Annotated in this window: 19 protein-coding genes; 13 read left to right on the top strand and 6 right to left on the bottom strand. The window is 37.8% G+C overall.

Annotated features, from left to right (window positions below; all coding sequences use genetic code 11):
* Window positions 1–13: 13 nt before the first annotated feature.
* Both HA632_RS01310 and HA632_RS01305 read right to left on the bottom strand, forming a co-directional pair.
* Window positions 14–802, bottom strand: a complete 789-nt coding sequence (locus HA632_RS01310) for an RNA methyltransferase (RefSeq protein WP_176305438.1) — start codon at window positions 800–802, stop codon at window positions 14–16.
* Between the two features lie 53 nt (window positions 803–855).
* Window positions 856–2,646 (bottom strand): gliding motility-associated C-terminal domain-containing protein, encoded by a 1,791-nt coding sequence (locus tag HA632_RS01305; RefSeq protein ID WP_228778736.1) that lies wholly within the window; start codon window positions 2,644–2,646, stop codon window positions 856–858.
* Between the two features lie 115 nt (window positions 2,647–2,761).
* Between HA632_RS01305 and HA632_RS01300 the strand changes: the two genes are divergently transcribed.
* Genes HA632_RS01300 through HA632_RS01290 form a run of 3 tightly spaced genes read left to right on the top strand, consistent with a single transcriptional unit; the run spans window position 2,762 to window position 6,099 of the window.
* Complete coding sequence (locus tag HA632_RS01300; protein ID WP_176305437.1) at window positions 2,762–3,706, top strand: FemAB family protein; 945 nt, start codon at window positions 2,762–2,764, stop codon at window positions 3,704–3,706.
* A complete protein-coding gene (locus HA632_RS01295; RefSeq protein WP_176305436.1) occupies window positions 3,703–4,827 on the top strand; it encodes a DegT/DnrJ/EryC1/StrS aminotransferase family protein in 1,125 nt (374 codons plus the stop codon). Before HA632_RS01300 ends, HA632_RS01295 begins: the two co-directional genes overlap by 4 nt.
* Window positions 4,828–6,099 (top strand): O-antigen translocase, encoded by a 1,272-nt coding sequence (locus HA632_RS01290; protein WP_228778735.1) that lies wholly within the window; start codon window positions 4,828–4,830, stop codon window positions 6,097–6,099.
* Here HA632_RS01290 and HA632_RS01285 read toward each other — a convergent pair.
* Entirely contained in the window at window positions 6,096–7,235 is a 1,140-nt protein-coding gene (locus tag HA632_RS01285) for a glycosyltransferase (protein ID WP_176305435.1), read from the bottom strand. The two genes, HA632_RS01290 and HA632_RS01285, sit on opposite strands and share 4 nt — an antisense overlap.
* 118 nt (window positions 7,236–7,353) lie before the next feature.
* Here HA632_RS01285 and HA632_RS01280 point away from each other — a divergent pair, with 118 nt between their 5' ends.
* Both HA632_RS01280 and HA632_RS01275 read left to right on the top strand, forming a co-directional pair.
* Window positions 7,354–8,439, top strand: a complete 1,086-nt coding sequence (locus HA632_RS01280; RefSeq protein ID WP_176305434.1) for a glycosyltransferase — start codon at window positions 7,354–7,356, stop codon at window positions 8,437–8,439.
* Window positions 8,412–8,840 (top strand): FdtA/QdtA family cupin domain-containing protein, encoded by a 429-nt coding sequence (locus tag HA632_RS01275; RefSeq protein WP_228778734.1) that lies wholly within the window; start codon window positions 8,412–8,414, stop codon window positions 8,838–8,840. Before HA632_RS01280 ends, HA632_RS01275 begins: the two co-directional genes overlap by 28 nt.
* On the opposite strand, the gene HA632_RS01270 is transcribed toward HA632_RS01275, so the two are convergent.
* Window positions 8,826–9,752, bottom strand: coding sequence for a glycosyltransferase family A protein (locus HA632_RS01270; protein ID WP_176305433.1), 927 nt, complete (start codon window positions 9,750–9,752; stop codon window positions 8,826–8,828). The genes HA632_RS01275 and HA632_RS01270 overlap by 15 nt on opposite strands.
* A complete protein-coding gene (locus HA632_RS01265; RefSeq protein WP_176305432.1) occupies window positions 9,752–10,648 on the bottom strand; it encodes a glycosyltransferase in 897 nt (298 codons plus the stop codon). Before HA632_RS01265 ends, HA632_RS01270 begins: the two co-directional genes overlap by 1 nt.
* A 63-nt stretch (window positions 10,649–10,711) precedes the next feature.
* Here HA632_RS01265 and HA632_RS01260 point away from each other — a divergent pair, with 63 nt between their 5' ends.
* Both HA632_RS01260 and HA632_RS01255 read left to right on the top strand, forming a co-directional pair.
* Window positions 10,712–11,530 (top strand): 2OG-Fe(II) oxygenase, encoded by an 819-nt coding sequence (locus HA632_RS01260; RefSeq protein ID WP_176305431.1) that lies wholly within the window; start codon window positions 10,712–10,714, stop codon window positions 11,528–11,530.
* A complete protein-coding gene (locus HA632_RS01255) occupies window positions 11,508–12,788 on the top strand; it encodes a glycosyltransferase family 39 protein (RefSeq protein WP_176305430.1) in 1,281 nt (426 codons plus the stop codon). Before HA632_RS01260 ends, HA632_RS01255 begins: the two co-directional genes overlap by 23 nt.
* On the opposite strand, the gene HA632_RS01250 is transcribed toward HA632_RS01255, so the two are convergent.
* A complete protein-coding gene (locus tag HA632_RS01250; RefSeq protein ID WP_176305429.1) occupies window positions 12,757–13,440 on the bottom strand; it encodes a cell division ATP-binding protein FtsE in 684 nt (227 codons plus the stop codon). The genes HA632_RS01255 and HA632_RS01250 overlap by 32 nt on opposite strands.
* Before the next feature lie 256 nt (window positions 13,441–13,696).
* Between HA632_RS01250 and HA632_RS01245 the strand changes: the two genes are divergently transcribed.
* The 6 genes from HA632_RS01245 (at window position 13,697) to mdh (ending at window position 24,027) form a co-directional block, all read left to right on the top strand.
* Window positions 13,697–16,711 (top strand): tetratricopeptide repeat protein, encoded by a 3,015-nt coding sequence (locus HA632_RS01245; RefSeq protein ID WP_176305428.1) that lies wholly within the window; start codon window positions 13,697–13,699, stop codon window positions 16,709–16,711.
* 3 nt (window positions 16,712–16,714) lie between these two features.
* Window positions 16,715–18,448, top strand: coding sequence for a TonB-dependent receptor (locus HA632_RS01240; RefSeq protein WP_176305427.1), 1,734 nt, complete (start codon window positions 16,715–16,717; stop codon window positions 18,446–18,448).
* An 81-nt stretch (window positions 18,449–18,529) separates the two neighbouring features.
* A complete protein-coding gene (locus tag HA632_RS01235) occupies window positions 18,530–18,973 on the top strand; it encodes a hypothetical protein (RefSeq protein ID WP_176305426.1) in 444 nt (147 codons plus the stop codon).
* Between the two features lie 172 nt (window positions 18,974–19,145).
* Window positions 19,146–20,762: an asparagine synthase B gene (gene asnB, locus HA632_RS01230; RefSeq protein ID WP_176305425.1), complete on the top strand. Its 1,617-nt coding sequence runs from the start codon at window positions 19,146–19,148 to the stop codon at window positions 20,760–20,762.
* Between the two features lie 188 nt (window positions 20,763–20,950).
* Complete coding sequence (gene gyrB, locus HA632_RS01225; RefSeq protein WP_176305424.1) at window positions 20,951–22,891, top strand: DNA topoisomerase (ATP-hydrolyzing) subunit B; 1,941 nt, start codon at window positions 20,951–20,953, stop codon at window positions 22,889–22,891.
* Window positions 22,892–23,091: 200 nt separating this feature from the next.
* Window positions 23,092–24,027, top strand: a complete 936-nt coding sequence (gene mdh / locus HA632_RS01220) for a malate dehydrogenase (protein WP_176305423.1) — start codon at window positions 23,092–23,094, stop codon at window positions 24,025–24,027.
* The last annotated feature ends 11 nt before the right edge of the window (window positions 24,028–24,038 follow it).

The raw sequence follows: 24,038 nt of genomic DNA, 5'->3' as shown, positions 1-24,038 counted from the left end.
CAGCGTTCATAAATCAAAATCCTCTTTGGCGTTTGGCTTCAAAAATCAATATCGCAGCGGCTACCGAAACGTTCATGCTATCGATTTCCCCTTGCATGGGAATAATGATGTTTTGAGTGGCTTTTTCTCGCCAAAGTTGGGACAGTCCGGTGGCTTCTGTGCCAACGACCAAAGCAGTAGGTAAGGTATAGTCTTGGGTATGGTATGGGGTTGAATTTTGTAACGTCGCACTGTAAAAATGAATATGGTTTTTTACTAAATACGCAATTGCGTCTTCAGTGGATGCGGTGGCTATTTGATTGGTAAACAAACAGCCTACACTGGAGCGAACAATATTGGGGTTGTACAAATCGGTTTTGGGATTGGCAATAATGACGGCATCAACTTTGGCTGCATCGCAAGTGCGCAACATAGCGCCGATATTGCCCGGTTTTTCTATAGCTTCCATCACTACAATCAATGGATTTTCGGGAAGTTTTAAATCGGAAAGGGCTAAGGTTTTGACTTTGGCTACCGCTAAAACACCTTCGGTTGTATCGCGATAGGCTAATTTTTGATAGACTTCTTTGGAGATTTCAATCAGCGGAATTGCCTCATGAGTCATTTTTTTTATTTGACTTTCAGACACTAATTCCGGGAGAAAAAGGATGGTTTCCAATTCGTAATTGCCTTTAAGAGCCAATTCGATTTCGCGTTGTCCTTCAATCAAAAAAGTGCCCGATTGTTTTCTGGCTTTGGCCTTTTCCTGTAGCAAAACCAAAGATTTGATAAAAGGGTTTTGTGCGCTGGTAATTTGTTTCATTATAGAGTTGTAATCCCGAAGTTTCGGAACAAAATTAAAAAAGTTTTTCCGTTTTAATGAACCAAATACAAATATCCACTCATAGGCTCCGGATAATCGGGGTCATTTAAGTAGAGTACATAGAAGTAAGTACCGTCAGGAGCATTTTTAGTGCCTAATCCTTCTTTGATATAGCCGTCCCAATTGGCAGTGTTTTGGTTACCGGTCCAAACTAATTTTCCCCAGCGATTGTAAATTTCCACTTTATAGTCTAAGAAAACATTTTGCAATCCGGCAATGATAAAAGTGTCATTTCGAGTGTCGTTATTGGCCGAAACATAGTTGTGAATTGTCGGTGGACAATTTCTGGAAGTCAGTAAAAAAGAAGTCGTAGCATAGCAATTTTCGTTGTCTATTCTAACAAAAATTTCTTTAGGGGTTACACTTGCAGTATAATTATGAGTGTTGAAAATAGGATTGCTGCCATTCATCGCATCTTCTAAACTTTCATAAAAACCCACACTATTTTCAGGGTCAGTTTTTACCGAAGTTTCATAAGAGGAAAAATCAAATGTGGCTTGGGTAAATCCTTCATTGCAAGAAACCAAGTTCGCTAACGGATTAAAAGTAGGCGAAGTACCAAGGCTTTCACTAACGGAAAAGGTATTGTTGGTTTCCGTCATTTCATACACTATTCCGGTACCGTCACCTTTATCGTCTACAACAAAGAGTATTTCAAAAGTATCCGGAACCGAATCGGGTAAAACTAAAGTGACTTGACCGGTAGCATACCCATCCACCGGAATTGCGGCTGTAGTTTCAGTGATTTCAATGAGCTGGCCGTTAATATAAATAGAAATCGGAGTTTCCGACGGAAGTGGTCCGGTACAATTCAGGTTGGCAACCGTATAATTCACCACGATGGTTCTCGAATCACAAGCTTTGTTAACAGCATCAATTGTGACTGTTGCGTCAGGTAATTGACTGTTGAGCTTGGTTACTACTGTGTTAATCATCACAAAATCCTGAAAGGAAGTCAGTGATATTTTTGCGCTGGTGTCACCAATAGCAATATAATCCTGTATGTCATAAACGTCCAAGTCCATATTGTATAAAGTAGTATTGCCGGTAAACGAATTGGTGCCGTTAAATACATTACTCGACGGGTTCAAGGCATTACTCAACAAATCGCCGTTGATTCGGAACTCTTCGGTAGCCAACAAAGTATCGCCTTCCCAAGCCAAAAAACCAACTTTAGAATTGAGATTGTCAATTACATTCAAATTGTCGAGTGTGATGGCCAATTCATCAGGAACGCCTTCCAAGCCATCATAAACATTGATTTGATTTTGCGGCAAATTGTCATTTTTGTAAATAATAATGATAGCCCAGCCGGCGAAATTGGTTCTCCTTTGCAGGTGTAATTCTTCAAAAGCAGAAATATCTAAATCGGATAGGGTATAAGTGCCGTTACCGGTACTTTGCACCAAAGTAGTAATGTCTTTAAAAGCACTGAAATAAGTGAACTCAACCGTGTCAAAAAAGCGGCTGTAAGCAAAAGTTCTATCCGGTGTAATGGTGGTTGAATTGAGTGTTACACTAAAATCGCCATCACCACTTCCGGCCCAATATAAATAGGCTTTTTCAATCACATCAGTTGGACTTAAATTCATCGTTGCCGAAGAAGAAGTAACGGTTACCGGACTGAAAATAGAGTTGTTCTCCTGTGTATTTAAAGTGTTACCAAAAAAAGTAAAATCGTACTTCCCGTTGAATTGCTCGTATAAGGTAATGTCTTGTCCGCTCACACAGTAAATGTTGAGAAACAAGGCAATAAAGTATAGCAATTGTCTTTTTAAATTCAAGGCAAAATTCGATTTAGTAGGTTAAAAATAAGTAAATAATTCGAATTTCTTATTTTTTGTATGTGAATGCTATTAAAAAATAAATGTTTAATTTTCCAAAGTCTAAACCCAACCTGTGAAAAACTATACTGTAAGACGCTATCATTCGGATGATGTTGCCCTTTGGAATGCTTTTGTCAGCAGTGCCCAAAACGCGACTTTTTTGTTTCATCGGGATTTTATGGAATACCATGCCGATAGGTTTCAGGATTACTCTTTATTGGTTTTTGAGGAGGAGAAATTGGTTTCAATAATTCCGGCTAACACTACAGAAGATAAGGTTTATTCTCACAACGGATTGACCTATGGCGGTTTTGTTTTAAATCAAACGGTTGCGGAAAATGATTTTGAAAAAATTTATGCAGCGGTGGTTGATTTTTTAAAGAAAGCAGATAAAAAGCAACTCGTAATCAAAGAAATGCTCCCGTTTTATTCTCAAAACAATACCATTGATTTCAGAGATTTTTTTAATAAAAACCGAGTAAAAATTACCGATAGAAAAATGAATCTCGCCATCAATTTCAAATCCGATTATACCATTTCCAAAAGCAAAAAAAAGCATTACCGAAGACTACAGTCTGCAGGTTTAGTTGTGAAAAAAGAAGCGTGTTTTGAGGTTTTTTGGACCAAAGTATTGACGCCTTTGTTGGCTGAAAAATACCATACCAAACCCTTGCATTCGTTGTCGGAAATAACATTTTTACAGCATAAATTTCCTCATAACATTGAGCAATACAATTTGTATCAAGGCGAAGAAATTTTGGCCGGAATCACCATCTTTAAAACCCAAAAAGCAGTCAAATCCCAATATGGTGCGACTACCGAAAACGGAAAGAAACACCGAGCACTCGATTATCTTTTTATACATTTGATTGAAAAGTTTAGCAACACATTTGATTATTTCGACATGGGAACCGTAGACGACGACAGTGATTTGGGTTACAATGAAGGCCTTTTGAATCAAAAAAAAGAGTTGGGTTGTACACTTTATTCCCAAAACACCTATCAAATAGCGCTATGATAAAATTCCTCGACTTACATAAAATCAATTTACCTTATCAAGCTGCATTTCACGAAAAAATGCAACAGGTTTTGGATAAAGGTTGGTTTATTTTAGGCGATGAAGTCAAAACTTTTGAACGTGATTTTGCCCACTATTGCGGTACTAAATATTGCATTGGTGTTGGTAACGGATTAGACGCCATGGTCTTGATTTTCAAAGCTTATATTGAATTGGGAAAATTACAAAAAGGGGATGAAGTTATCGTTCCGGCCAATACTTACATTGCGAGTATTTTAGCCGTTCTGCAAGCCGATTTGGTGCCGGTTTTGGTGGAACCCAAATTGGAAACCTACAACCTCAATCCGGATTTGATTGCTGAAAAAATAACCTCCAAAACCAAAGCCATTTTAGCCGTTCATCTCTACGGTCAATTAGCCGAAATGGATAAAATAAACGCCATTGCCAAGCAACATAATTTGTTGGTAATTGAAGATTCGGCACAAGCTCATGGCGCAACAATGAATTGCGAATTGCAAATTACGAATTACGAATTGCGAAAAGCAGGTAATCTTTCCAATGCCTCAGCCTTTAGTTTTTATCCCGGGAAAAACCTCGGTTCGTTGGGCGATGCCGGTGCGATTACAACCAATGATGATGCTTTAGCCAAAGTGCTTTTCGCTTTGCGGAATTATGGTTCGGAACAAAAATATTACAACGAATTTATCGGAGTGAACTCGCGTTTAGACGAACTCCAAGCCGCTTTTTTGACTGTCAAATTGCCTCATTTGGATAAAGAAAACGAAGCGCGAAAAAGCATTGTTAAACGGTATTTGACTGAAATCAAAAACGACAAAATCACTTTGCCTTATTGGGACGGAAGTAATAATCATGTTTTTCATTTGTTTGTAATTCGCACGGAAAACCGACAAGCACTACAGGATTATTTGAAGCAAAATAATATTGAAACCTTGATTCATTATCCGGTTCCGCCGCACAAGCAAAAGGCTTTGTCGCAATGGAATTCGTCCTCGTTTCCGATCACTGAAAAAATACATCAGGAAGTTTTAAGTTTGCCTTTGAGTCCGGTAATGACAGTAGAAGAGGTTGGTTATGTGATTCAAATTTTAAACCAATATTAATTGAAATTCGTTACTGAAATAAGGCAAAAAGAACTGTTTAAAGTGACTTCTTTAAACAGTATAAGCGTATTGATAAAAATATTAGTTGGTTTTGTGAGTTCCAAAGTCATAGCCATTTTTGTCGGTCCATCTGGAATGGCTTTGGTTGGTAATTTAAGGAACTTTGTAACTTCTCTCGAAAGTGTTGCTACTTTGGGTTTTCAGAATGGCATCATCAAGTATGTTGCCGAATATGAGAAGGAACCGCAAAAAATAAAGGCTTTTTTATCTACAGTTGTGATTTCGATTTTTGGGATTACACTATTGCTCTCAGGCTGTCTTTTTTGGGCTTCCGATTATTTGAATGACAAAATCTTCGGAGTTAATTTTAGGTATCAATCTGTTTTCAGAGCTTTGGCTTTATGCTTACCATGGTATATTGCTTCACTATTTTTGGTCACGGTTTTAAACGGTTTTGGAGAATTCAAGAAAGTAATTAAAATCAATATTTACGGGAATATTGTGGGCTTGATTTTGTCGGTTGCTTTAATCTGTTATTGGCAGGAGTTTGGGGCATTATTGTCAGTTATTATCGCGCCTGCGGTTTTGTTTTTTGTTACCTTGTTTTTTGTCAATTCTAAAATTGCTTTTTTTAAAGTTTCTCTAAAACAGTTTGATTTCGGCATCATTAAAAATTTAGCAGAATACTCATTGATGACCTTGGTGGCTGCAGTTTTAGGGCCAATGGTTTACCTTTTAATCAGAAACAACATCATACATGATTTAGGTTATGAAGATGCCGGATATTGGGAAGCCATGTCGAGAATATCGTCGTATTATTTGCTTTTTCTATCCACGATTCTTACGGTTTATTTTTTACCGAAATTGGCTAAATCAGCCGATAACCAGGAAACCAAAAAAGTAATTTGGAGTTACTTTAATGGCATATTTCCTGTTTTTTTATTGGGATTGTTAGTCTTGTATTTTCTCAAAGACTGGTTAATCCCGATTATACTCACTAAGTCATTCCTGCCGGTTTCGGGACTGTTTTTTGGGCAACTTCTCGGGGATGTTTTCAAAGCGTTGTCGTTGATTCTCGGCTATCAGTTTTTTGCCAAAAAAATGACTAAAGCATTCCTAATAACCGAGCTTTTTTCTTTGACGGTGCTTTGGGTTTCCAGTACTTATTTTATTTCAGTTTATGGTGTTGAAGGTGCAGTTATCGCACATGCGGTAACTTATTTTGTTTACTTTCTGACCTTATTGGTCTATTTTAGAAAGATTGTTTTTTAGTTTGTTGAATGCCAAACTTCCAAATACTTTTCAGCAATTTTCAAATAATCATGTTCAGCTTCTATAAAATTTCGGGCTCTTTTTCCGATGGCTTTTATTTCACTCGGATTTTCAATCAAAAAGGAGAGTTGTTCGACTAAATAATCCACATCCGGTTTGGCGTTGACAGCCACTTTTTCTTTCAAGTTGTAATGTTTTTCAAAAGAGGCTTCGGCATTGGTAAAAACCACTTTGCCTTTGGCCATGGCTTCCAAAGCGTTATAACCTTGGTCGTGTCCGTAAAGTTGGTCTAAAATAATATGCGCTTTGTCATAACTGTTGATGTACGCTTTGTAGGGTACATTTTCGCTAACCAAAACCGTTACATTTTCGGGATATTTTTGTTGGATAATTTCAAGTGCTTTTTCAAAAAAATCATTGCCTTTTTTAAAATAACTTTCCCGATTAATCCCATGAAAAATGACTACTCGGTCTGCAATTTCAGGTAGGTTTTCAGGAAGTTTGTTCAGGTTTATCGGATTTGGAATCAGTCCTAAATACTTCGAATGGTTTTGCCACGGAATGTGATAATCCAAATCGGAAGCAATTACACCGGCTATGTTTTGATAAAGGTAATGATGCAGTTTTTCAAAAGGTTTGGTTCTGAATTTTAGAACATTGGAAAAATGATTATCAGCAATCTTTCCGGCCAAATAAGGTTGCACCACCGATGAATTTTCGGGATGGCTGAAGTTGTAATTCACATGTACATAATCATCACCACATGACAATAAGAACACTTTTTTATTGTGTTGGAAAAGAAATTTTAAAATCTTTTTCTCGTGTTTATAATCACAAAAAAAACTGTTTTCATTAATGAGTTGAACCACATCAAACCCTTGAAAATGCTGCTGGTTTTTCTGGAATTGTTTGTAGGTCAGATATGAAGAAATATCAAAACCGGTCAGTTTTAAGATCACCAATTTTACTTTTTTCAAAAATCCATTATCCCATTTTTTAACCAAAGGAAAATCGACCGGAAAATCCTTGAAACCATCTTTAAAACCTAAGAGAGTCACGTCATTTCCCAGTTCAAGCAAACCTTCTTTTAAAGAATTGTGCAGCCGACTGTATTCTCCAATGAGTAAAATCTTCATTTTTTCTGCTTTCGTCAGTTCGAGTATCCCGATTTTAATCGGGATGTATCGAGAACCTTTAATGATTAAACTAATATATTTCTATATTTGACAAATATCTCCGCAATATAAGTAAGAAATGAAAAACAACCATAAAATCGCAATAGTTTCCGCTTCTCTTGGTGTGGGCGGTGCTGAGCGTTTTGCCGGTTTGTTGAGCATGATGTTGCAGGATATAGGTTATGAAGTACACCACATTATCATTTTAGATAAGGTAGATTTTGATTATAAAGGTAAATTGGTCAATTTAGGAAAGTTGTTTGCCCAAGAAAGAAGCATTTTTAGAGCGGTTAAAAAAGGAAAATACATCGCAAAGTATTTGGCAGAAAATGAGATTGATACCGTCATCGACAATCGTTCCCGACCGATGTTATTGCGCGAAATTTTTACCAAATGGGTTTACGGCGACCGAAAAACCTATTTCATAATTCACAGCGCTCATTTGGAAATGTACTTGCCAAAGTCACGATTTTGGGCCAATTATTTGTACCAAAAAGCCACCAAACTGATTTGTGTTTCCAAAGGCATTGAGCAAATGGTTAAGGAAAAATACGGTTTCAGCCATACAAAAACTATTTACAATCCGGTTGTTGTAACGGAATCTGTTATGGAAAAACCAAAGCATTTACCCGAAAAATACTTGCTGTTTTTTGGCAGATTGGAAGAAAACATTAAAAACTTCACCTTACTTTTGAAAGCTTTTTCAAAATCAAAAGTCTATGAAAATGGCGTAAAGCTTTTAATTATTGGCGATGGTGCCGACCAAGATTTTATTTTGGCCAAGATCAACAAACTCAAGTTAAGCGACAATGTCGAAGTTTTACCGTTTCAAAAAAATATTACGCCATTCATTCAGCACGCACATTGTACTATTTTGACCAGTTATTTCGAAGGTTTTCCCATGAGTATGGTTGAGTCGTTAGCGATCGGAACACCGGTGATTTCGGTCGATTGCGAAACCGGTCCAAGCGAGATTATTCAAAATGATTTTAACGGGTTATTGGTTGAAAATCACAATGAAGAAGCTTTGGCGGAAGCCATCAAAAAACTCTTTGAAGACAATAATTTGTACCAAAACTGTAAAAATAATGCCCAAAAAAGTGTAGAACATTTATCTTTGACAACCGTTGCTAAACAATGGCAGGAATTATTAAACACAAAATGACCAATATAACCGACATCCAAATTCTTAATATTCCCAAAATCCACGATACGCGCGGCAATCTTTCGGTGATTGAAGGTAACGTGATTCCGTTTGCCATGAAGCGTGTTTATTATTTGTACGATGTGCCCAGTGGTGCAGAGCGCGGTGGTCATTCTCACAAACTACAACAGGAATTCTTGGTGGCTTTGAGCGGGAGTTTTGACGTGGTTTTGACCGATGGTCAGACTAAAAGAACGGTTACTTTAAACAAACCCAACGAAGGTTTACTGATTCCCAATGGTATTTGGCGTGAGTTGGAGAATTTTTCCTCAGGTTCGGTCTGTTTGGTAATTGCTTCGGATGTTTTTGAAGAAGCGGATTATATCCGAGATTACCAGTCGTTTTTGTCATCTAAAAATTGATTTTCCCAAACCATTGTTCGTCAAGAATTTTTTAAAATTCATTAATCCTCTTTGTACTATTGGCGGAAGTTCTAATATGATTCTTTTTTTCCAACTTAAGTTTACTAAATCAATTTCTTTGTAAATTTCGATGGCAGTTTTCCAATCATTATTAAGATTGCATTTGATCACAGCCGAAAATCGATTCAAATCTAAATATTGCTTCAGTTTTGGGTTTTTCTTCTCTTCGGAAGCGTATTTTTCAAAAGTATAAGGTTCGAAATAGTAATTCAAATTACGGGAAACACTACTTTGGTCATAAACATAGCGCGCCAAAATTCTCCAAATAAACACAATCGGATATTGCAAACCTATACGAATCCACAACTCGGTATCTTCTCCTTTTTTGATTTTGGTATCAAAATTTCCAACCACTTCGAAAACGCTTTTGTGAATCACGACACTTGAAGTCCATAACACACATTCTTTCTGACTAGCGTCAAAGAAATCAACGATTTCAAAATCTCCTTTTTTAGCAATAGAATAATTTGCCGGAAAGGTTTTGTTTTGAGTTTCAATTTCAATCGCGCAAGCAAAAACTTTCTGCTCGGGAAATTTTTGAATGTAGCCATGCATGGTTTTCAAAAAATCGGGATGCCAAAAATCATCAGCGTCTAAGAAGCAAACAAACGCGCCGTTGGCTTTGTCAATTCCGAAGTTTCTAGCAACCGCTACGCCTTCATTTTCTTTCAAAAAATACCGAATTCTATCGTCTGAAAATGAATTAATGATGGCTTCGCTATTGTCTGTTGAACCGTCATTAACGATAATGATTTCATAGTCGGTCAAGGTTTGGCTCAACACACTTTTCAAGGTGTTGGCCACAAATTTTTCTTTGTTAAAAACCGGTATGACTATTGAAAAATAGGGCATTAGCGATGGTTTAGTTGGCAAAAATACCCCAATCGATAAAGGTCAAATAAGAATATCGAAGGGTTTTTGGAAAGCAAATTCTTGGTAAACGTTTTTTTGAAAATTTTAAAAAGGAAAGTCGCAAAACCAACCAATTTCAATTGTTCTATCTTGACATAGGTTTTTGTCAATGTAGTATCCTCAGGGTGAATAATTTTTTTGTCGATAATCTGTTTTAAATTTTGGAGTGAATAGTGGAACTTTTCTAAAAAAACGGCTGATTTTTCCAAGTTTAGGTGAAAAGCCGGATTTTCAATATGGGTAATCGGAATGTGGTGTTTTTTTAAGTCTAAAATCAAAACAATATCTTCATAACCGTAATGGTATATTTCGCTGTCAAAAGGATGAGCCAATAAGATTTCTCTTTGAATCAAAATATTCGAAATCAATGTGTAGTGGTAAGGGTTTGACAATCTTTTTTTCAAGGGAATTTCTTCTCTGTTTTTGCCAAAAATCCACCTCAAAACTTCATCATCTTTTGGTTTTTCATCAAAATAAATCAAACCGCCGAAGATTGCTTTTTTATCTTTTTTCAATAAACTTTTTAAATAGATTTTGATAAAGTTTTTACTTTTGGGATACATGTCGCAATCCATCAATAAAACCCATTCATATTGCGCTTTAGAAACCAAAAGATTCCTGTTTTGTCCTCGGCCTAAATTGGTTTCATTGCGTTCAAAACGACAATTTGAAAGTTGGTTAATTTTGGAATTAACAGCGGTAATTTCGTTAATAGGAGATGCATCGTCGCAGACAATGATTTCAAAATCAATATTTTCCAAAACCACTTGCTTGTGTAATTCTTCAACCAGTGGCAGCGTATTGAAATTGTATGTTGGAATAAGAATTGAAATCATTTAGAAAAACAGAATTAAATAATACCTTTACAAAGAAATATATTTTTTGGCAATATTAACACGATGAACCGAATTGATTTAGCAAATCTTATTTTTGAAAAGCTTAGCCTTGAGAAAGAAAGGCTTAAACTTCAATTTGAGCATTCCGATTCCAATATTGGTTATTTGTTTGTAGATGATTTGTTGCCCGAAGCGATTGCCCTAAAGATTGCCCAAGTTTTTCCCGAACCCGGTCAGATGGTTTTGAAAAAAAGTTTGCGCGAGAATAAGTTTGTTGCCGCCCAAATGAATTTGTATGATTCTTTATTAGAAGAGATTATTTATGCCTTTCAAGATCAAAGAATAGTAGACCTTATCGGTGAAATCTGCGATATCAAAAATCCAATTCCCGATGAAAATTTGTATGCCGGTGGCATTTCGATGATGGGGAAGAAGCAGTTTCTCAATCCGCATTTAGACAATTCACATGACAAAGACCGCAATTTGTGGCGCGTGCTGAATTTGCTTTACTATGTTACACCCGATTGGCAAGAAGAATATGGTGGCAATCTCGAACTTTGGCCCAATGGCTTAGAACAAAAACAAATCACCATTCACAGTAAATTCAACCGCTTGGTCATCATGGAAACCCATAATAGTTCCTTGCATTCGGTTTCTCCGATAGTGTTTGAAGGATATCGGCGTTGTGTTTCTAATTATTATTTTGCCAATGCACCTTTGTTGGCTTCCGATAGATTTCACGTGACTTCCTTTCGTGGCCGTCCCGAAAATAAAATGGCCGACTTGGTTTTAAGAACCGATACTTTTCTAAGAATGTGTATTCGCAAAGTGTTTAAAAAAGGCATTAAGGAAAATCCGCATGTATACAAAAAAGACCAATAATTTGACTTTACTCAAAAAATACCGCTATCATTTGCTCCTGATTATGGTGGGTTTTTGTTGGTTGGCCATGCTGAATTTTATTTTGCAATTAGACCAACAAACGTTGATTTATCCTGATTGTGACAATTATTTGGAATCGGCCCAAAAAATGTATCTCAAGTTTACCGGACATTATTACCGACCGATGGTGATGGCATTTATTACCGGAATTCCGTACTTGTTTGGCAGTTCCGATGCCGGAATATTTCAATGGAGTTTGTGGGTAAATATTTTTTGTTGGCTAGGAACTTCAATATTGTTGTTTGAAATCATCAAAGGATTTGCCAAAGAGAAAGTGGCTTTTGGCTTTGCTGTTTTGCCCTATTTTATTTTAGGGAATGTGGTTTTAAGCTTTCATTTGCTGACCGAAAATATTTTTGTTTTCTTCATTATGTTGGCCTTTTATTTACTGTCTCAATATTATAAAACCGGAAAGTTTTGGTATTTGTCCCTATCCTTGTCCTTGCTGTTGGCGAGTATGTTGGTCAAGCCCGGAGCCAAGTTTTTAGCCATCATCGTAACGTTGTTTTTTATCAAAGAATTTTTCCGAAATTACAAGTCGAAAAGCATGATTTTTATTTACGGAAGTTTGCTGATGATAGCCATTCAAGTGGTAGGGATGAAAGCCCAATATGGCGATTTTACTATAAGCTATATAGACGGCGTGACGTATCACAATTATCTTTTCAGCAAAGCGGAATGTTTAAAAAACGATAAAGAATACCATCAAATCAACAATCCGAGAGCGGAATATTTATTTAGTCTGGACTTCACCGACCAAAAGAAAGTGGCTTTGGAAGATGCTAAAGAGCAAGTACAAAACAATTTTCCTAATGTTGTCAAGGCTTATTTTGACAATCTTCTGGAAAATTTCAAATCGGGGAATGCCAGTGTCTATGATATAGTAAATCACAAGCAGACAAGCTATTTTTCGTTTTGGAAGTCGGTGGTTTTTGATGTCACCAAGTGGCAAAACAGATTGTTTACCATGTTAGGCGTTTTGTTGGCGTTTTATTTTATTTTGAAATTTTACAAAAAAGACAAATTTTACTTTTTCGTAGCCTTTTTTATCGGGTACATTATCTTATTGTCCGGGATATCCAGCGGTCAAGGTGATCGCTTTCACTTGGTAACTTTCCCTTTTGCGATTTTACTTTTGGCTAAATTTTTAAGCGATACAAATTGGTTTAAACTGTCTTCTGAACCACTTCAAAAATAGTATTGTCTTCGCACTTCAAGGTTTTCGAAGGGAATTTCATCAACAAAGCATAATCATGAGTAGCCATGATGACCGTTTTGCCGTTTTCATTGATTTTTTTCAAAACACTCAATACTTCCGCACTGGTTTGCGGATCAAGATTTCCGGTTGGTTCATCGGCCAAAATCAATTCAGGATCATTCAAAAGCGCTCTGGCTATGGCAACTCTTTGTTGTTCTCCGCCCGAAAGTTGGTGCGGCATTTTGTTGGCAATACCTTTTAAACCCACGCGCTCCAAAACATCGTCAATTTTGTTTTGCATGGCTTGCTTGTCGGTCCAACCCGTGGCTTTTAAAACAAATAGCATGTTTTGATTGACACTTCGGTCCAGCAACAATTGGAAATCCTGAAAAACAATCCCGATTTTTCTTCTCAGAAACGGAATATCGTCTTCTTTTAAATTCACCAAATTGTAACCTACGATGTTTCCGGTTCCTTCTGTCAAAGGTAAATCACCGTATAAAGTTTTCATAAAACTACTCTTACCTGTACCGGTTTTACCAATGATATAAAGGAATTCACCTTCTTTCACTTCCAAGTTGATTTGGGATAAAATCACTTTGTTTTCCTGATAAATCGTAACGTTTTTTAGGGATAAAACTGTTTCTGACATGAGTAATTGGGTTTATTGGGTAAAAGTAATAAAGATAAAGCTTGATTTCAAAATATATTTTTTCTAATTCAGATAATAGATGATAGACGGATCAATAATAGACTCATTTCAAATAGAATGTCAAAAATCTCTTCGTCTATTATCTCTTCTCTTTTCTTAAAAACAAATTGTTTAAAACAATGTTTATAATAAATGGTATAGTTTTTACGTTATAATGTATAGAGTAATATTTTTGGATAAGTAAAAAAAAAAAACCATGCGAAGCGTTTTAATGTTATGTTTTCTACTGACTGTTGGAGGATTTTCAACAGTTTCAGCCCAACAATCTGCTATTTACACCCATCAGTTATCCGATTTTGACAAAGCGATTGCGTTGTACAAAGACAAGCAGTACCAATCGGCCCAAATTCTTTTTGAAAGGGTGAAACAAGATGGTAAAACAGTAGATGTTCAAGCCGATTGTGCTTACTACATCGCCAATTGTGCGATTCATTTGAATCAAAATAACGCCGACGAGTTGATGGAAAAATTCGTGGCCGATTATCCGACAAGTTCCAAAACCAACCAAGCCTACATTGAAGTAGCGCAGTATTATTTTGAACAAGGCAAATTTCCACAAGCGTTGCAATATTTCGACAAAGTAGACGAAAGTGCTCTGACTTATGAGCAAACGGAGAAATTCACCTTCCAAAAAGGGTATGCGTATTTTACGGCAGGCAATAAAAAAGAAGCTGCTGCTTACTTCAACAAAGTGGTTAATTCTAAAGAGTATGGTTCGCAAGCCAAATATTACTTAGGATTTATGGCTTATGAGGGCGACAATTACAAAGAAGCCAATAAATATTTCGAACAGGTTTCTGATGAAGAAAAGTACAAGGAAAAATTGTCTTATTTCAAAGCGGATATGCATTTCAAATCGGGTGAGTTTCAAAAGGCTATTGACGCCGGTTTGGTAGCGATGCCGAATTCTAATGCTTCAGAGAAATCAGAATTGAATAAAATCATTGGTGAAAGTTATTTCAATTTGAAGCAATACGACAAAGCGTTGCCGTATCTAAAAGAATACCGCGGCAAAAAAGGCAAGTGGAACAACACCGATTTTTACCAATTGGGTTACACTTATTATATGCAAAAAGACTATGAAAATGCCATTTTGCAATTCAATAAAATCATTGACGGAAAAGATTTTGTAGCCCAAAACGGTTACTATCACTTAGGAGAATGTTATTTCAAAACCGATAAAAAACAACAAGCGCTAAACGCTTTCAAAAGCGCTTCTGAAATGGATTTTGACAAGGCTATTCAGGAAGATGCTCATTTGAATTATGCCAAGTTGAGCTACGAAATCGGAAACTCTTACCAATCGGTTCCCGATGTATTGTCTGCTTTTTTGGCAAAATACCCAAATTCGCCTAGCAAAACCGAAATCGAGACGTTGTTAATCAATTCCTATATCACTTCTAAAAATTACAAAGACGCCTTGACGTTATTGGAAAAAAACAATACGGAAACCAACAAAGCGGCTTACCAAAAAGTAACGTTCTACCGCGGTATCGAATTGTATACCGATGGCAATTACAAAGAAGCTTTGGGCATGTTTAAAAAGTCAATCGCCACACCAAGAAACGAAAAGTTTACCGCCAGAGCAACTTTCTGGAAAGGCGAAACCGAATATGTATTGGATAATTTCAACGAAGCATTGTTGAGTTTCAAACAGTTTACCGGTTACGCTGAAGCGAAAAATACACCGGAAAATAAAAACATCAATTACAATATTGCCTATGCTTATTTTAAGCAAAAAGAATACGAACAAGCCGGTAACTATTTCCAAAGTTTTATTGATGCCAACAAGGATGACCGAGTGCGTTTGAATGATGCGTATTTGCGTTTGGGTGATTCGCGTTTTGTGACTTCAAAATATTGGCCTGCCATGGATGCTTACAACAAAGCGATTGAAATGAAAGGCATTGATGCCGATTATGCCGCGTTCCAAAAAGCCTTGAGTTATGGTTTTGTTTCCCGAAATGACAAAAAGATTGAAGACTTCAATAAGTTTCTGCAAAATTTCAAAACGTCAAAATATAGAGATGACGCTTTGTTTGAATTAGGAAATACTTATGTAGCCGAAAACAAAACCGACTTGGCCGTAAAAACCTATGACCAACTGTTGAGCGAATTCAAAAACGGTTCGTTTGCTTCAAAAGCGGTTTTGCGTCAGGGATTGGTGTATTACAACGCCCAAAAAGACGAACAAGCAATTGCCAAATTCAAGAAAGTAGCCGCTGATTATCCAAGAACTCCCGAAGCTTTAGAAGCCGTTTCTACCGCGCGTTTGATTTATATGGATAACGGAAAAGTGGATGAATATGCCTCATGGGTAAGAACGTTGGATTTCGTGGAGGTTTCGGATGCCGAATTAGACAACGATACGTATGAAGCTGCTGAAAAACAATATTTGCAAAACAATACCAAACAAGCCATTTCTAGTTTGAGCGGTTATGTTTCTAAATTTCCTAACGGAATTCATGCTTTGAAAGCCAATTTCTATTTGGCTCAATCCTATTATGCTGATGGTTTGGAAAGCAGCTCGGTTGCGGGTTACGAATATGTAATCAGCAAATCAAGAAATGAGTTTACAGAGCAATCGTTAGCGCGTTTGGCCGAAATCCATTTAAAGAAAAACGATTACACCAAAGCCGCTCCAATCTTGAAACGCTTAGAAACCGAAGCTGATTTTCCACAAAACGTGACTTTTGCGCAAGCCAATTTGATGCGTGCTTATTACGAGCAAAAAGATTACACCAATGCCGTGGTTTACGCCGATAAAGTATTGGCGAATCCAAAAACCGATAACAAAGTAAAAAGTGATGCGCAGATTATCGTGGCGCGCTCCGCCATTCAAGTGAATGATGAGGTGAAAGCGCGTTCGGCTTACGCCAAATTGTTGACGATTGCCAAAGGAGAATTAGCAGCCGAAGCTTTGTATTATGACGCTTATTTCAAAAACAAAGACGGTAAATATGAAGAGTCAAACAAAACGGTTCAAAAATTAGCCAAAGACTATTCGGGCTATAAGTATTTTGGTGCCAAAGGGTTGATTGTAATGGCCAAAAACTATTACCAAATGAAAGACAATTTCAGCGCCACTTCAATCTTAGACAGCGTAATTAAAAACTTCGCGTCTTATGAAGATGTAGTAGCCGAAGCCCAAACCGAATTAGATTTTATCAAAGGCGAAGCCGCCAAAACGAATTCATCAATTGAGAAATAAAATATGAAAAAGACATTTCAATATACCATTGCAGCAGTTTTAGTTTTGACCGGTTTTCAACAAACCTTGGCTCAAAAGAAAGACGACAACATAGGAACCGAAGTGGTAAACGTGGTGAAACCTTATACACCAACCATTTCAGATGCTTTTAAAGTCAAAGAAACCCCGACATTAGATGACGAGGAAACTCAGAAAAAAGAAAATATCAAGTACAATATCTTTTCTTTCCCTGTAGCGTCTACTTTTGCGCCTTCTAAAGGAAAAGCAGCCAATGTAGACAAATCACCTGAAGAGAAAATTTTTAGTAATTATTTGACTTTAGCCGCCGGAAATTACGGTACAGCCAATGTCGAATTATTCGTGACCGAAAATGTAAGCAATACCGATTATTTCGGTGGAATGTTGCGCCACAGTTCGTCTCAAGGCGGCATTAAAGACGTTGTTTTAGATGATAAGTTTATGAACACAGCTTTAGATTTAACATATGGCAGCCGAACCAAAACCATGAATTGGAATGCCGATTTGGGCTATAAAAATCAAATTTATAATTGGTATGGTTTCTATCCGGGAACATTAACGGATGCCACCATTGAAACCATTGATGAGCAACAAACCTACCACACTTTATATGTAGGCGGGAGATTGGGATTGAGTAGTGTTTTAAAAGAAAGCTCAATTAAATTCAGTCGTTTTTGGGATGCTTTCGGTTCGGCAGAAAATCGCTTTGTAGCCAAGCCATCCTTAGAATTTGATATTGTAGAACAAAAAATCAAAGCCGATTTTATCTTGGATTATATCAGCGGTTCTTTTGAAAATGATATTAACGGCAATGCCGGTTATAAATATGGTTTTGCCAACGTTGGTTTCCAACCCAGTATCAGAATCCAAAAAGACGATTTAACGGTCAATGCCGGAGTAGGGTTCTTTTACAGTTCTGCCCAAGAACAAGGTGAAAGCAAGTTCTTTATTTATCCGCAAATTACCGGTTCGTATAAAGTTGTGGGAGATTTAATGATTTTTTACGCCGGTGTTGAAGGTGGTTTGAAACAAAACTCTTATCACGATTTTGTGCAGGAGAATTTCTTTGTATCACCAACCTTAATCGTAGCGCCAACAGATCAAAAGTATGATGTATTTGCCGGTTTGAAAGGTAAACTGGCCAATAGTGTAAGCTACAACATTCGCGGCTCTTATACGAACGAAGACAACAGAGCTCTTTTTAAAAGCAACGGTTATGAAGAGCTCATTGGTACCGAAGGCTATCAATATGGTAACTCTTTTAACGTGGTTTATGATCAATTAAAAACAATAAGTTTCTTTGGGGAATTGAAAGCTGATTTCACTAAGAATGTGACTTTTGGGATTAACGGAACTTTCAGCAGCTACTCAACTGATGTTGAAAGCGAAGCTTGGAATTTACCCAGTTTAAAAGTGAGTACCAATTTAGATGTAAATATTACCCAAAAATGGTTTGCCGGGATGAGTTTGTTTTTTGTAGGTGAAAGAAAAGATTTTGCTCATTTTGCCTTCTTGTCTCTGCCTTCTGTTGATGATGAAATAGTAACCTTAGATAGTTATTTTGATTTGAATGCGCATGTGGGTTACAAACACTCAGAGCGATTGACTTTTTTCTTAAAAGGAAACAACTTGGCCAACCAAGATTACCAACGCTGGTTAAACTATCCGGTGCAAGGATTGCAAGTGCTTGGTGGTGCGAGTTATAAATTCGATTTCTAAAAAGAGCCTAAGTTGCTGAGTGGCTAAGTTACGAAGAAATTAACTAAGCCACTCAGCGACTCAGTTACTCAGCCACTCAAAATGAAACAACAAGTTCTTCAATACTACAAACAGTTAGTCCAAGACCGTATAGATGTGTTCCAAGACATGATTTCGGGTTTGACGATTGATGCCCAAAATGATGCCAAAGGTTCGGCCGGTGATAAACACGAAACGGCATTGTCGATGATGCATTTGGAACAAGAGAAACTCAATCACAAACTCAAAGAAATCCTTGAACAAAAAGCAATTCTCGATAAAATAGATGGTTCAGTAACGCATCAAAAAGTAGCTTTGGGAAGTTTGGTTCAAGCCAATGGGATGTTGTTATTCATTAGTGCGGCTTTGCCTAAAATCACCCTTGATGGTAAAACGGTTTTTGCCCTTTCTCCGCAATCACCTCTAGGCAGTAAGCTAATGGGTAACGATACCGGGTTTGAATTCGACATGAACGGAAAACCTTATCGGATTGAGAACGTTAATTAACGATTTCTAACTTCCATTCCTTATTTGACAATCTTTCCCTTTCATAAATGTCTTTTATTTGTTTATTTGGTTATAAATTATAGTCAATAATTGATTTTTGGTTTCTGTATCGAAATGAATATAGCATTTTTGCTTTATCAAAATAACTGATACGAATTAAAAGAATACGATTATGTGTGGAATATTAGCCATTATTGGAAAAGGAAAAGACGAGCAATTGGTGAAACAACTTTCAAAAAGAATGTCACACCGCGGACCGGATGAAAGCGATATTCATGTTACGGAGAACGGTCATATATTAAGTCATGAACGTTTGTCTATTATCGACCTGCATTCAGGAAGACAGCCTATTCAAGGTTGTGCAACCGCTTGGATGGTTCACAATGGCGAAATCTACAACCACCAAGAGTTAAGAGATACCATTTTAAAAGACCACACGTTTCGTTCTAAATCGGATTCAGAAGTGATTGTGCATTTGTATGAGAAGTTTGGGTATGATTTTGTACATTTATTAGATGGCGATTTTGCTTTCGTGGTAATCGATGGCGATGATTATATTGCCGGTCGTGATCCGCTGGGAGTAAAGCCTTTATATTATGGTATGGATGAAAGAGGCAGAATGTATTTTGCTTCCGAAATGAAACCGATTGCCGACCAATGTAAAACGTTTTCTACCTTTCCTCCGGGACATTATTACACCGCAGAAACCGGTTTTGTGAAATATTACACTCCCGAATACGAAGATTATACTGCTTGTGATGCCGAGGTTGATTATGCAGCTTTGAGAGAAGCCTTAACCGAAGCTACTCGCAAGAGACTAATGAGTGATGTGCCGATTGGCGTATTGCTTTCAGGAGGATTAGATTCTTCCTTGACCTCTTCAATTGCTGCGCGTTTGTTAAAAGACAAAGGAAAAGAGTTACACTCATTTTCTATAGGTTTAGACGCGGAAGCGCCGGATGCCAAAGCTGCAAGAAAAGTAGCGGAATTTTTAGGGACTAAACACCATGAAATCCACTTTACTATCGAGCAGGGAATTGCCATTTTGGATAAATTGATTTGGCATCTGGAAACCTATGATGTAACGTCTGTTAGAGCTAGCACGCCAATGTACTTCTTGTCAAAAGCTATTACTGATATGGGTATCAAAGTGGTGTTGTCGGGCGAAGGTGCTGATGAGGTTTTTGGAGGATATTTGTACTTCAGAAATGCGCCAAGCACCGAAGATTTTACCAAAGAAACCATCGAAAGAGTGCAAAAGTTGTTTACGGCCGATTTATTGCGTGCCGACAAATCAACGATGGCGCATGGATTAGAAGCACGGGTGCCGTTTTTAGACAAAGCTTTCTTAGATGTTGCCATGAAAATCAAAGGCGAAGAAAAACAGCCTAAAACCTACGACGGTAAAGAAAAATACATTTTGAGAAAAGCCTTCGATACGCCTGAACAACCCTATCTTCCTAGTGAAGTATTGTGGCGTCAAAAAGAGCAATTCTCCGATGGTGTTGGCTACAACTGGATCGACACTTTAATTGACTATTGTGCATCACAGGTGACCGATGAACAAATGGAGCAAGCTCCAACGCTTTTCCCCTACAATACACCGGCAACGAAAGAAGCCTATTTTTACAGAACTATTTTCCATAAATACTATCCACAGGTCAGTGCGGCACAAACTGTGCGCAAATGGATACCAAAATGGCAAGAAAATCAGGATCCAAGCGGGCGAGCCAACTCGGCTCACGTCCAAGCAGATGTTGAAATAGCAAAACCAAGCGTTAGCGTTTGAGTTTAGATTGAAGTTTAGTTTGTTTGTTAAAGAACGTCCGTCATTTTTGACGGGCGTTTTTTTTGTTGAAATCCTATTGAAAATGTTAATAACTTCACCCTTTTAAACCCTTTTTTGAATAGGAAATCCTATGCGTTTTTATATATTTGCGTGTTAGACAAAAATTACATTTTTTACGATAAAATTATATGAGCGACGAGATTAAAAAGAACAATTATTCAGCTGATAGTATTCAGGCGTTAGAAGGAATGGAGCACGTAAGAATGCGTCCTTCCATGTACATTGGAGATACCGGAGTCAGAGGTTTGCATCACTTGGTTTACGAAGTCGTAGACAACTCGATTGATGAGGCTTTAGCTGGACATTGTGATACCATCAGTGTAATAATTAATGAAGACAATTCGGTTACCGTAGAAGACAACGGTCGTGGTATTCCGGTTGATATGCACAAAAAAGAAGGCGTATCGGCATTGGAGGTTGTAATGACCAAAATCGGAGCCGGAGGTAAATTTGATAAAGATTCCTATAAAGTTTCAGGAGGTTTGCACGGAGTAGGAGTTTCGTGTGTAAATGCGCTTTCAGACCATTTGCGCGCTACTGTTTTTCGTGATGGCAAAATATATGAACAAGAGTACGAAAGAGGGAAATCAATGTACCCTGTTAAGCAAATTGGTGAGACTACTAAAAGAGGTACAACGGTTACTTTCAAACCGGACGCTACCATTTTTACCCAAACTTTAGAATATTCGTATGATACTTTGGCCGGACGTATGCGTGAGTTATCGTTCTTGAACAAAGGCATTACCATTACGCTTACCGACAGAAGACATACCAAAGAGAATGGCGAATTCGAAGGTGAAGTTTTCCATTCCAAAGAAGGATTGAAGGAGTTTGTTAAGTTCTTAGATGGCAACCGTATTCCAATCATCAGTCATGTAATCAGCATGGAGCATGAAAAAGGAGAAATTCCGGTAGAGGTTGCTTTGATTTACAATGAAAGTTATGCAGAGAATATTTTCTCTTACGTAAATAACATCAACACTCACGAAGGAGGAACGCATTTACAAGGTTTCCGTATGGGATTGACCCGTACGTTGAAAAAGTATGCTGACGCTTCCGGTTTGTTAGAGAAATTAAAATTCGAAATTTCCGGTGATGATTTCCGTGAAGGATTGACTGCGATTATCTCAGTAAAAGTTCAGGAGCCTCAGTTCGAAGGGCAAACCAAAACCAAGTTGGGTAACCGAGAAGTAGTTTCTCCGGTTTCACAAGCCGTAGCGGAAATGTTAGAGAACTATTTGGAGGAAAATCCGAATGATGCCAAAATCATTGTTCAGAAAGTTATCTTGGCAGCACAGGCCAGACATGCGGCAAAAAAAGCACGCGAAATGGTACAACGCAAAACCGTTTTAGGCGGTGGTGGTTTGCCCGGAAAATTATCGGATTGTTCAGAACAAGATCCGGCAAAATGTGAGGTTTACCTAGTCGAGGGAGATTCGGCAGGTGGAACGGCCAAACAAGGTCGTGATCGTAACTTCCAAGCGATTTTACCTTTGCGTGGTAAGATTTTGAACGTGGAAAAAGCCATGCACCACAAAGTATTTGAAAACGAAGAGATTCGAAATATATTCACGGCACTTGGCGTGACTATTGGAACCGAAGAAGATTCTAAAGCGCTCAACTTAGAGAAATTGCGTTACCACAAAGTAATTATCATGTGTGATGCCGACGTCGATGGTAGTCACATTTCTACTTTGATTTTGACTTTCTTCTTCCGTTTTATGAAAGAATTGATTGAAGGCGGGCACGTATATATTGCTGCACCACCTTTGTATTTGGTGAAAAAAGGAAACAAAAAGGAATATGCTTGGAACGATGACCAACGTGATTTGGCCAACGAAAGAATGGGCGGAAGTGCCGCTATCCAACGTTATAAAGGTTTGGGAGAAATGAACGCTGAACAGTTGTGGGAAACGACCATGGATCCGAGTTACAGAACGTTGCGTCAAGTTACTATTGATAGTTTGGCTGAAGCCGATAGAGTGTTCTCAATGCTGATGGGTGACGAAGTACCGCCACGTAGAGAGTTTATTGAGAAAAATGCGGTGTATGCCAATATCGACGCGTAACTAGCCCCGACTTGCCTGCCGGCAGGCAGGTTGCAGTGGAAATCCTTTTTGTTTTGTCACCCTGAGCGCAGTCGAAGGGCTTTTTACAAAACAAAAAGATTGTAACGGAAAGCGGGATTAGCTTCAAAAAAAAAAACAAACAACACCCGAGGCGTAGCCGAACTGAATTGGAGCGCAGCGGAAATTAAATTAATATACAAATGAAAGTTACGATTGTAGGAGCAGGAAACGTTGGGGCAACATGTGCCGATGCTATTGCTTACAGAAGAATTGCCAGCGAAATTGTGTTGGTGGATATTAGAGAAGGATTTGCAGAAGGAAAAGCATTAGACATTATGCAAACCCAAACCACTTTAGGGTTCAATACCAAAGTGGTTGGAAGTACCAATGATTATGCTAAAACGGCCGGAAGTGATGTGGTAGTAATTACCTCAGGAATTCCGAGAAAACCGGGTATGACTCGTGAAGAGTTAATCGGAATTAATGCGGGGATTGTGAAATCTGTGGCGGAGAATTTATTGCAAAATTCACCCAATGCGATTTTTGTGATAGTGTCAAATCCGATGGATACCATGACTTACTTGACTTATAAATCTTTAGGTTTGCCCAAAAACAGAATCATCGGTATGGGCGGAACTCTAGACAGCTCGCGTTTCAAAACGTATTTGTCTTTGGCGCTTGACAAACCGGCGAATGATATTCAAGGAATGGTAATCGGTGGTCATGGTGATACCACTATGATTCCGTTGACCAGATTGGCTTCTTATAACGGTGTGCCGGTTTCTCAGTTTTTATCTGAAGAAGCTTTAGCAAAAGTGTCGGCAGATACTATGGTTGGTGGCGCTACTTTAACCGCTTTATTGGGAACTTCGGCTTGGTATGCTCCGGGAGCTTCAGTAGCTTATTTGGTGGATGCCATTTTGAATGACCAACACAAAATGATTCCGTGTTCGGTTTATTTGGAAGGTGAATACGGGCAAAGCGATATTTGTATCGGTGTGCCTTGTATCATTGGTAAAAACGGAGTTGAAAAAATCGTTGACATCAACTTAAACGACGCTGAAAAAGCTTTATTTGCTAAGAGTGCCGATGCGGTTCGCAACATGAATAATGACTTAAAATCTCATTTAGCATAATATATTAAGGT

The sequence above is a fragment of the Flavobacterium sp. J49 genome, from assembly GCF_011742145.1.
GTDB lineage: Bacteria > Bacteroidota > Bacteroidia > Flavobacteriales > Flavobacteriaceae > Flavobacterium.
Note: the sequence above shows the minus strand (reverse complement) of the source record. Positions and strands in the feature narration are given on the sequence as shown.

Bases quoted from the DNA above. Each gene is read 5' to 3' on its own strand.
- HA632_RS01285 (WP_176305435.1), bottom strand. From the start codon at position 7,235: ATGAAGATTTTACTCATTGGAGAATACAGTCGGCTGCACAATTCTTTA.
- asnB (WP_176305425.1), top strand. From the start codon at position 19,146: ATGTGTGGAATATTAGCCATTATTGGAAAAGGAAAAGACGAGCAATTG.
- gyrB (WP_176305424.1), top strand. From the start codon at position 20,951: ATGAGCGACGAGATTAAAAAGAACAATTATTCAGCTGATAGTATTCAG.
- HA632_RS01245 (WP_176305428.1), top strand. From the start codon at position 13,697: ATGCGAAGCGTTTTAATGTTATGTTTTCTACTGACTGTTGGAGGATTT.
- HA632_RS01270 (WP_176305433.1), bottom strand. From the start codon at position 9,752: ATGCCCTATTTTTCAATAGTCATACCGGTTTTTAACAAAGAAAAATTT.
- HA632_RS01265 (WP_176305432.1), bottom strand. From the start codon at position 10,648: ATGATTTCAATTCTTATTCCAACATACAATTTCAATACGCTGCCACTG.
- HA632_RS01310 (WP_176305438.1), bottom strand. From the start codon at position 802: ATGAAACAAATTACCAGCGCACAAAACCCTTTTATCAAATCTTTGGTT.
- HA632_RS01295 (WP_176305436.1), top strand. From the start codon at position 3,703: ATGATAAAATTCCTCGACTTACATAAAATCAATTTACCTTATCAAGCT.
- HA632_RS01235 (WP_176305426.1), top strand. From the start codon at position 18,530: ATGAAACAACAAGTTCTTCAATACTACAAACAGTTAGTCCAAGACCGT.
- HA632_RS01280 (WP_176305434.1), top strand. From the start codon at position 7,354: ATGAAAAACAACCATAAAATCGCAATAGTTTCCGCTTCTCTTGGTGTG.
- HA632_RS01260 (WP_176305431.1), top strand. From the start codon at position 10,712: ATGAACCGAATTGATTTAGCAAATCTTATTTTTGAAAAGCTTAGCCTT.
- HA632_RS01240 (WP_176305427.1), top strand. From the start codon at position 16,715: ATGAAAAAGACATTTCAATATACCATTGCAGCAGTTTTAGTTTTGACC.
- mdh (WP_176305423.1), top strand. From the start codon at position 23,092: ATGAAAGTTACGATTGTAGGAGCAGGAAACGTTGGGGCAACATGTGCC.
- HA632_RS01255 (WP_176305430.1), top strand. From the start codon at position 11,508: ATGTATACAAAAAAGACCAATAATTTGACTTTACTCAAAAAATACCGC.
- HA632_RS01250 (WP_176305429.1), bottom strand. From the start codon at position 13,440: ATGTCAGAAACAGTTTTATCCCTAAAAAACGTTACGATTTATCAGGAA.
- HA632_RS01275 (WP_228778734.1), top strand. From the start codon at position 8,412: ATGGCAGGAATTATTAAACACAAAATGACCAATATAACCGACATCCAA.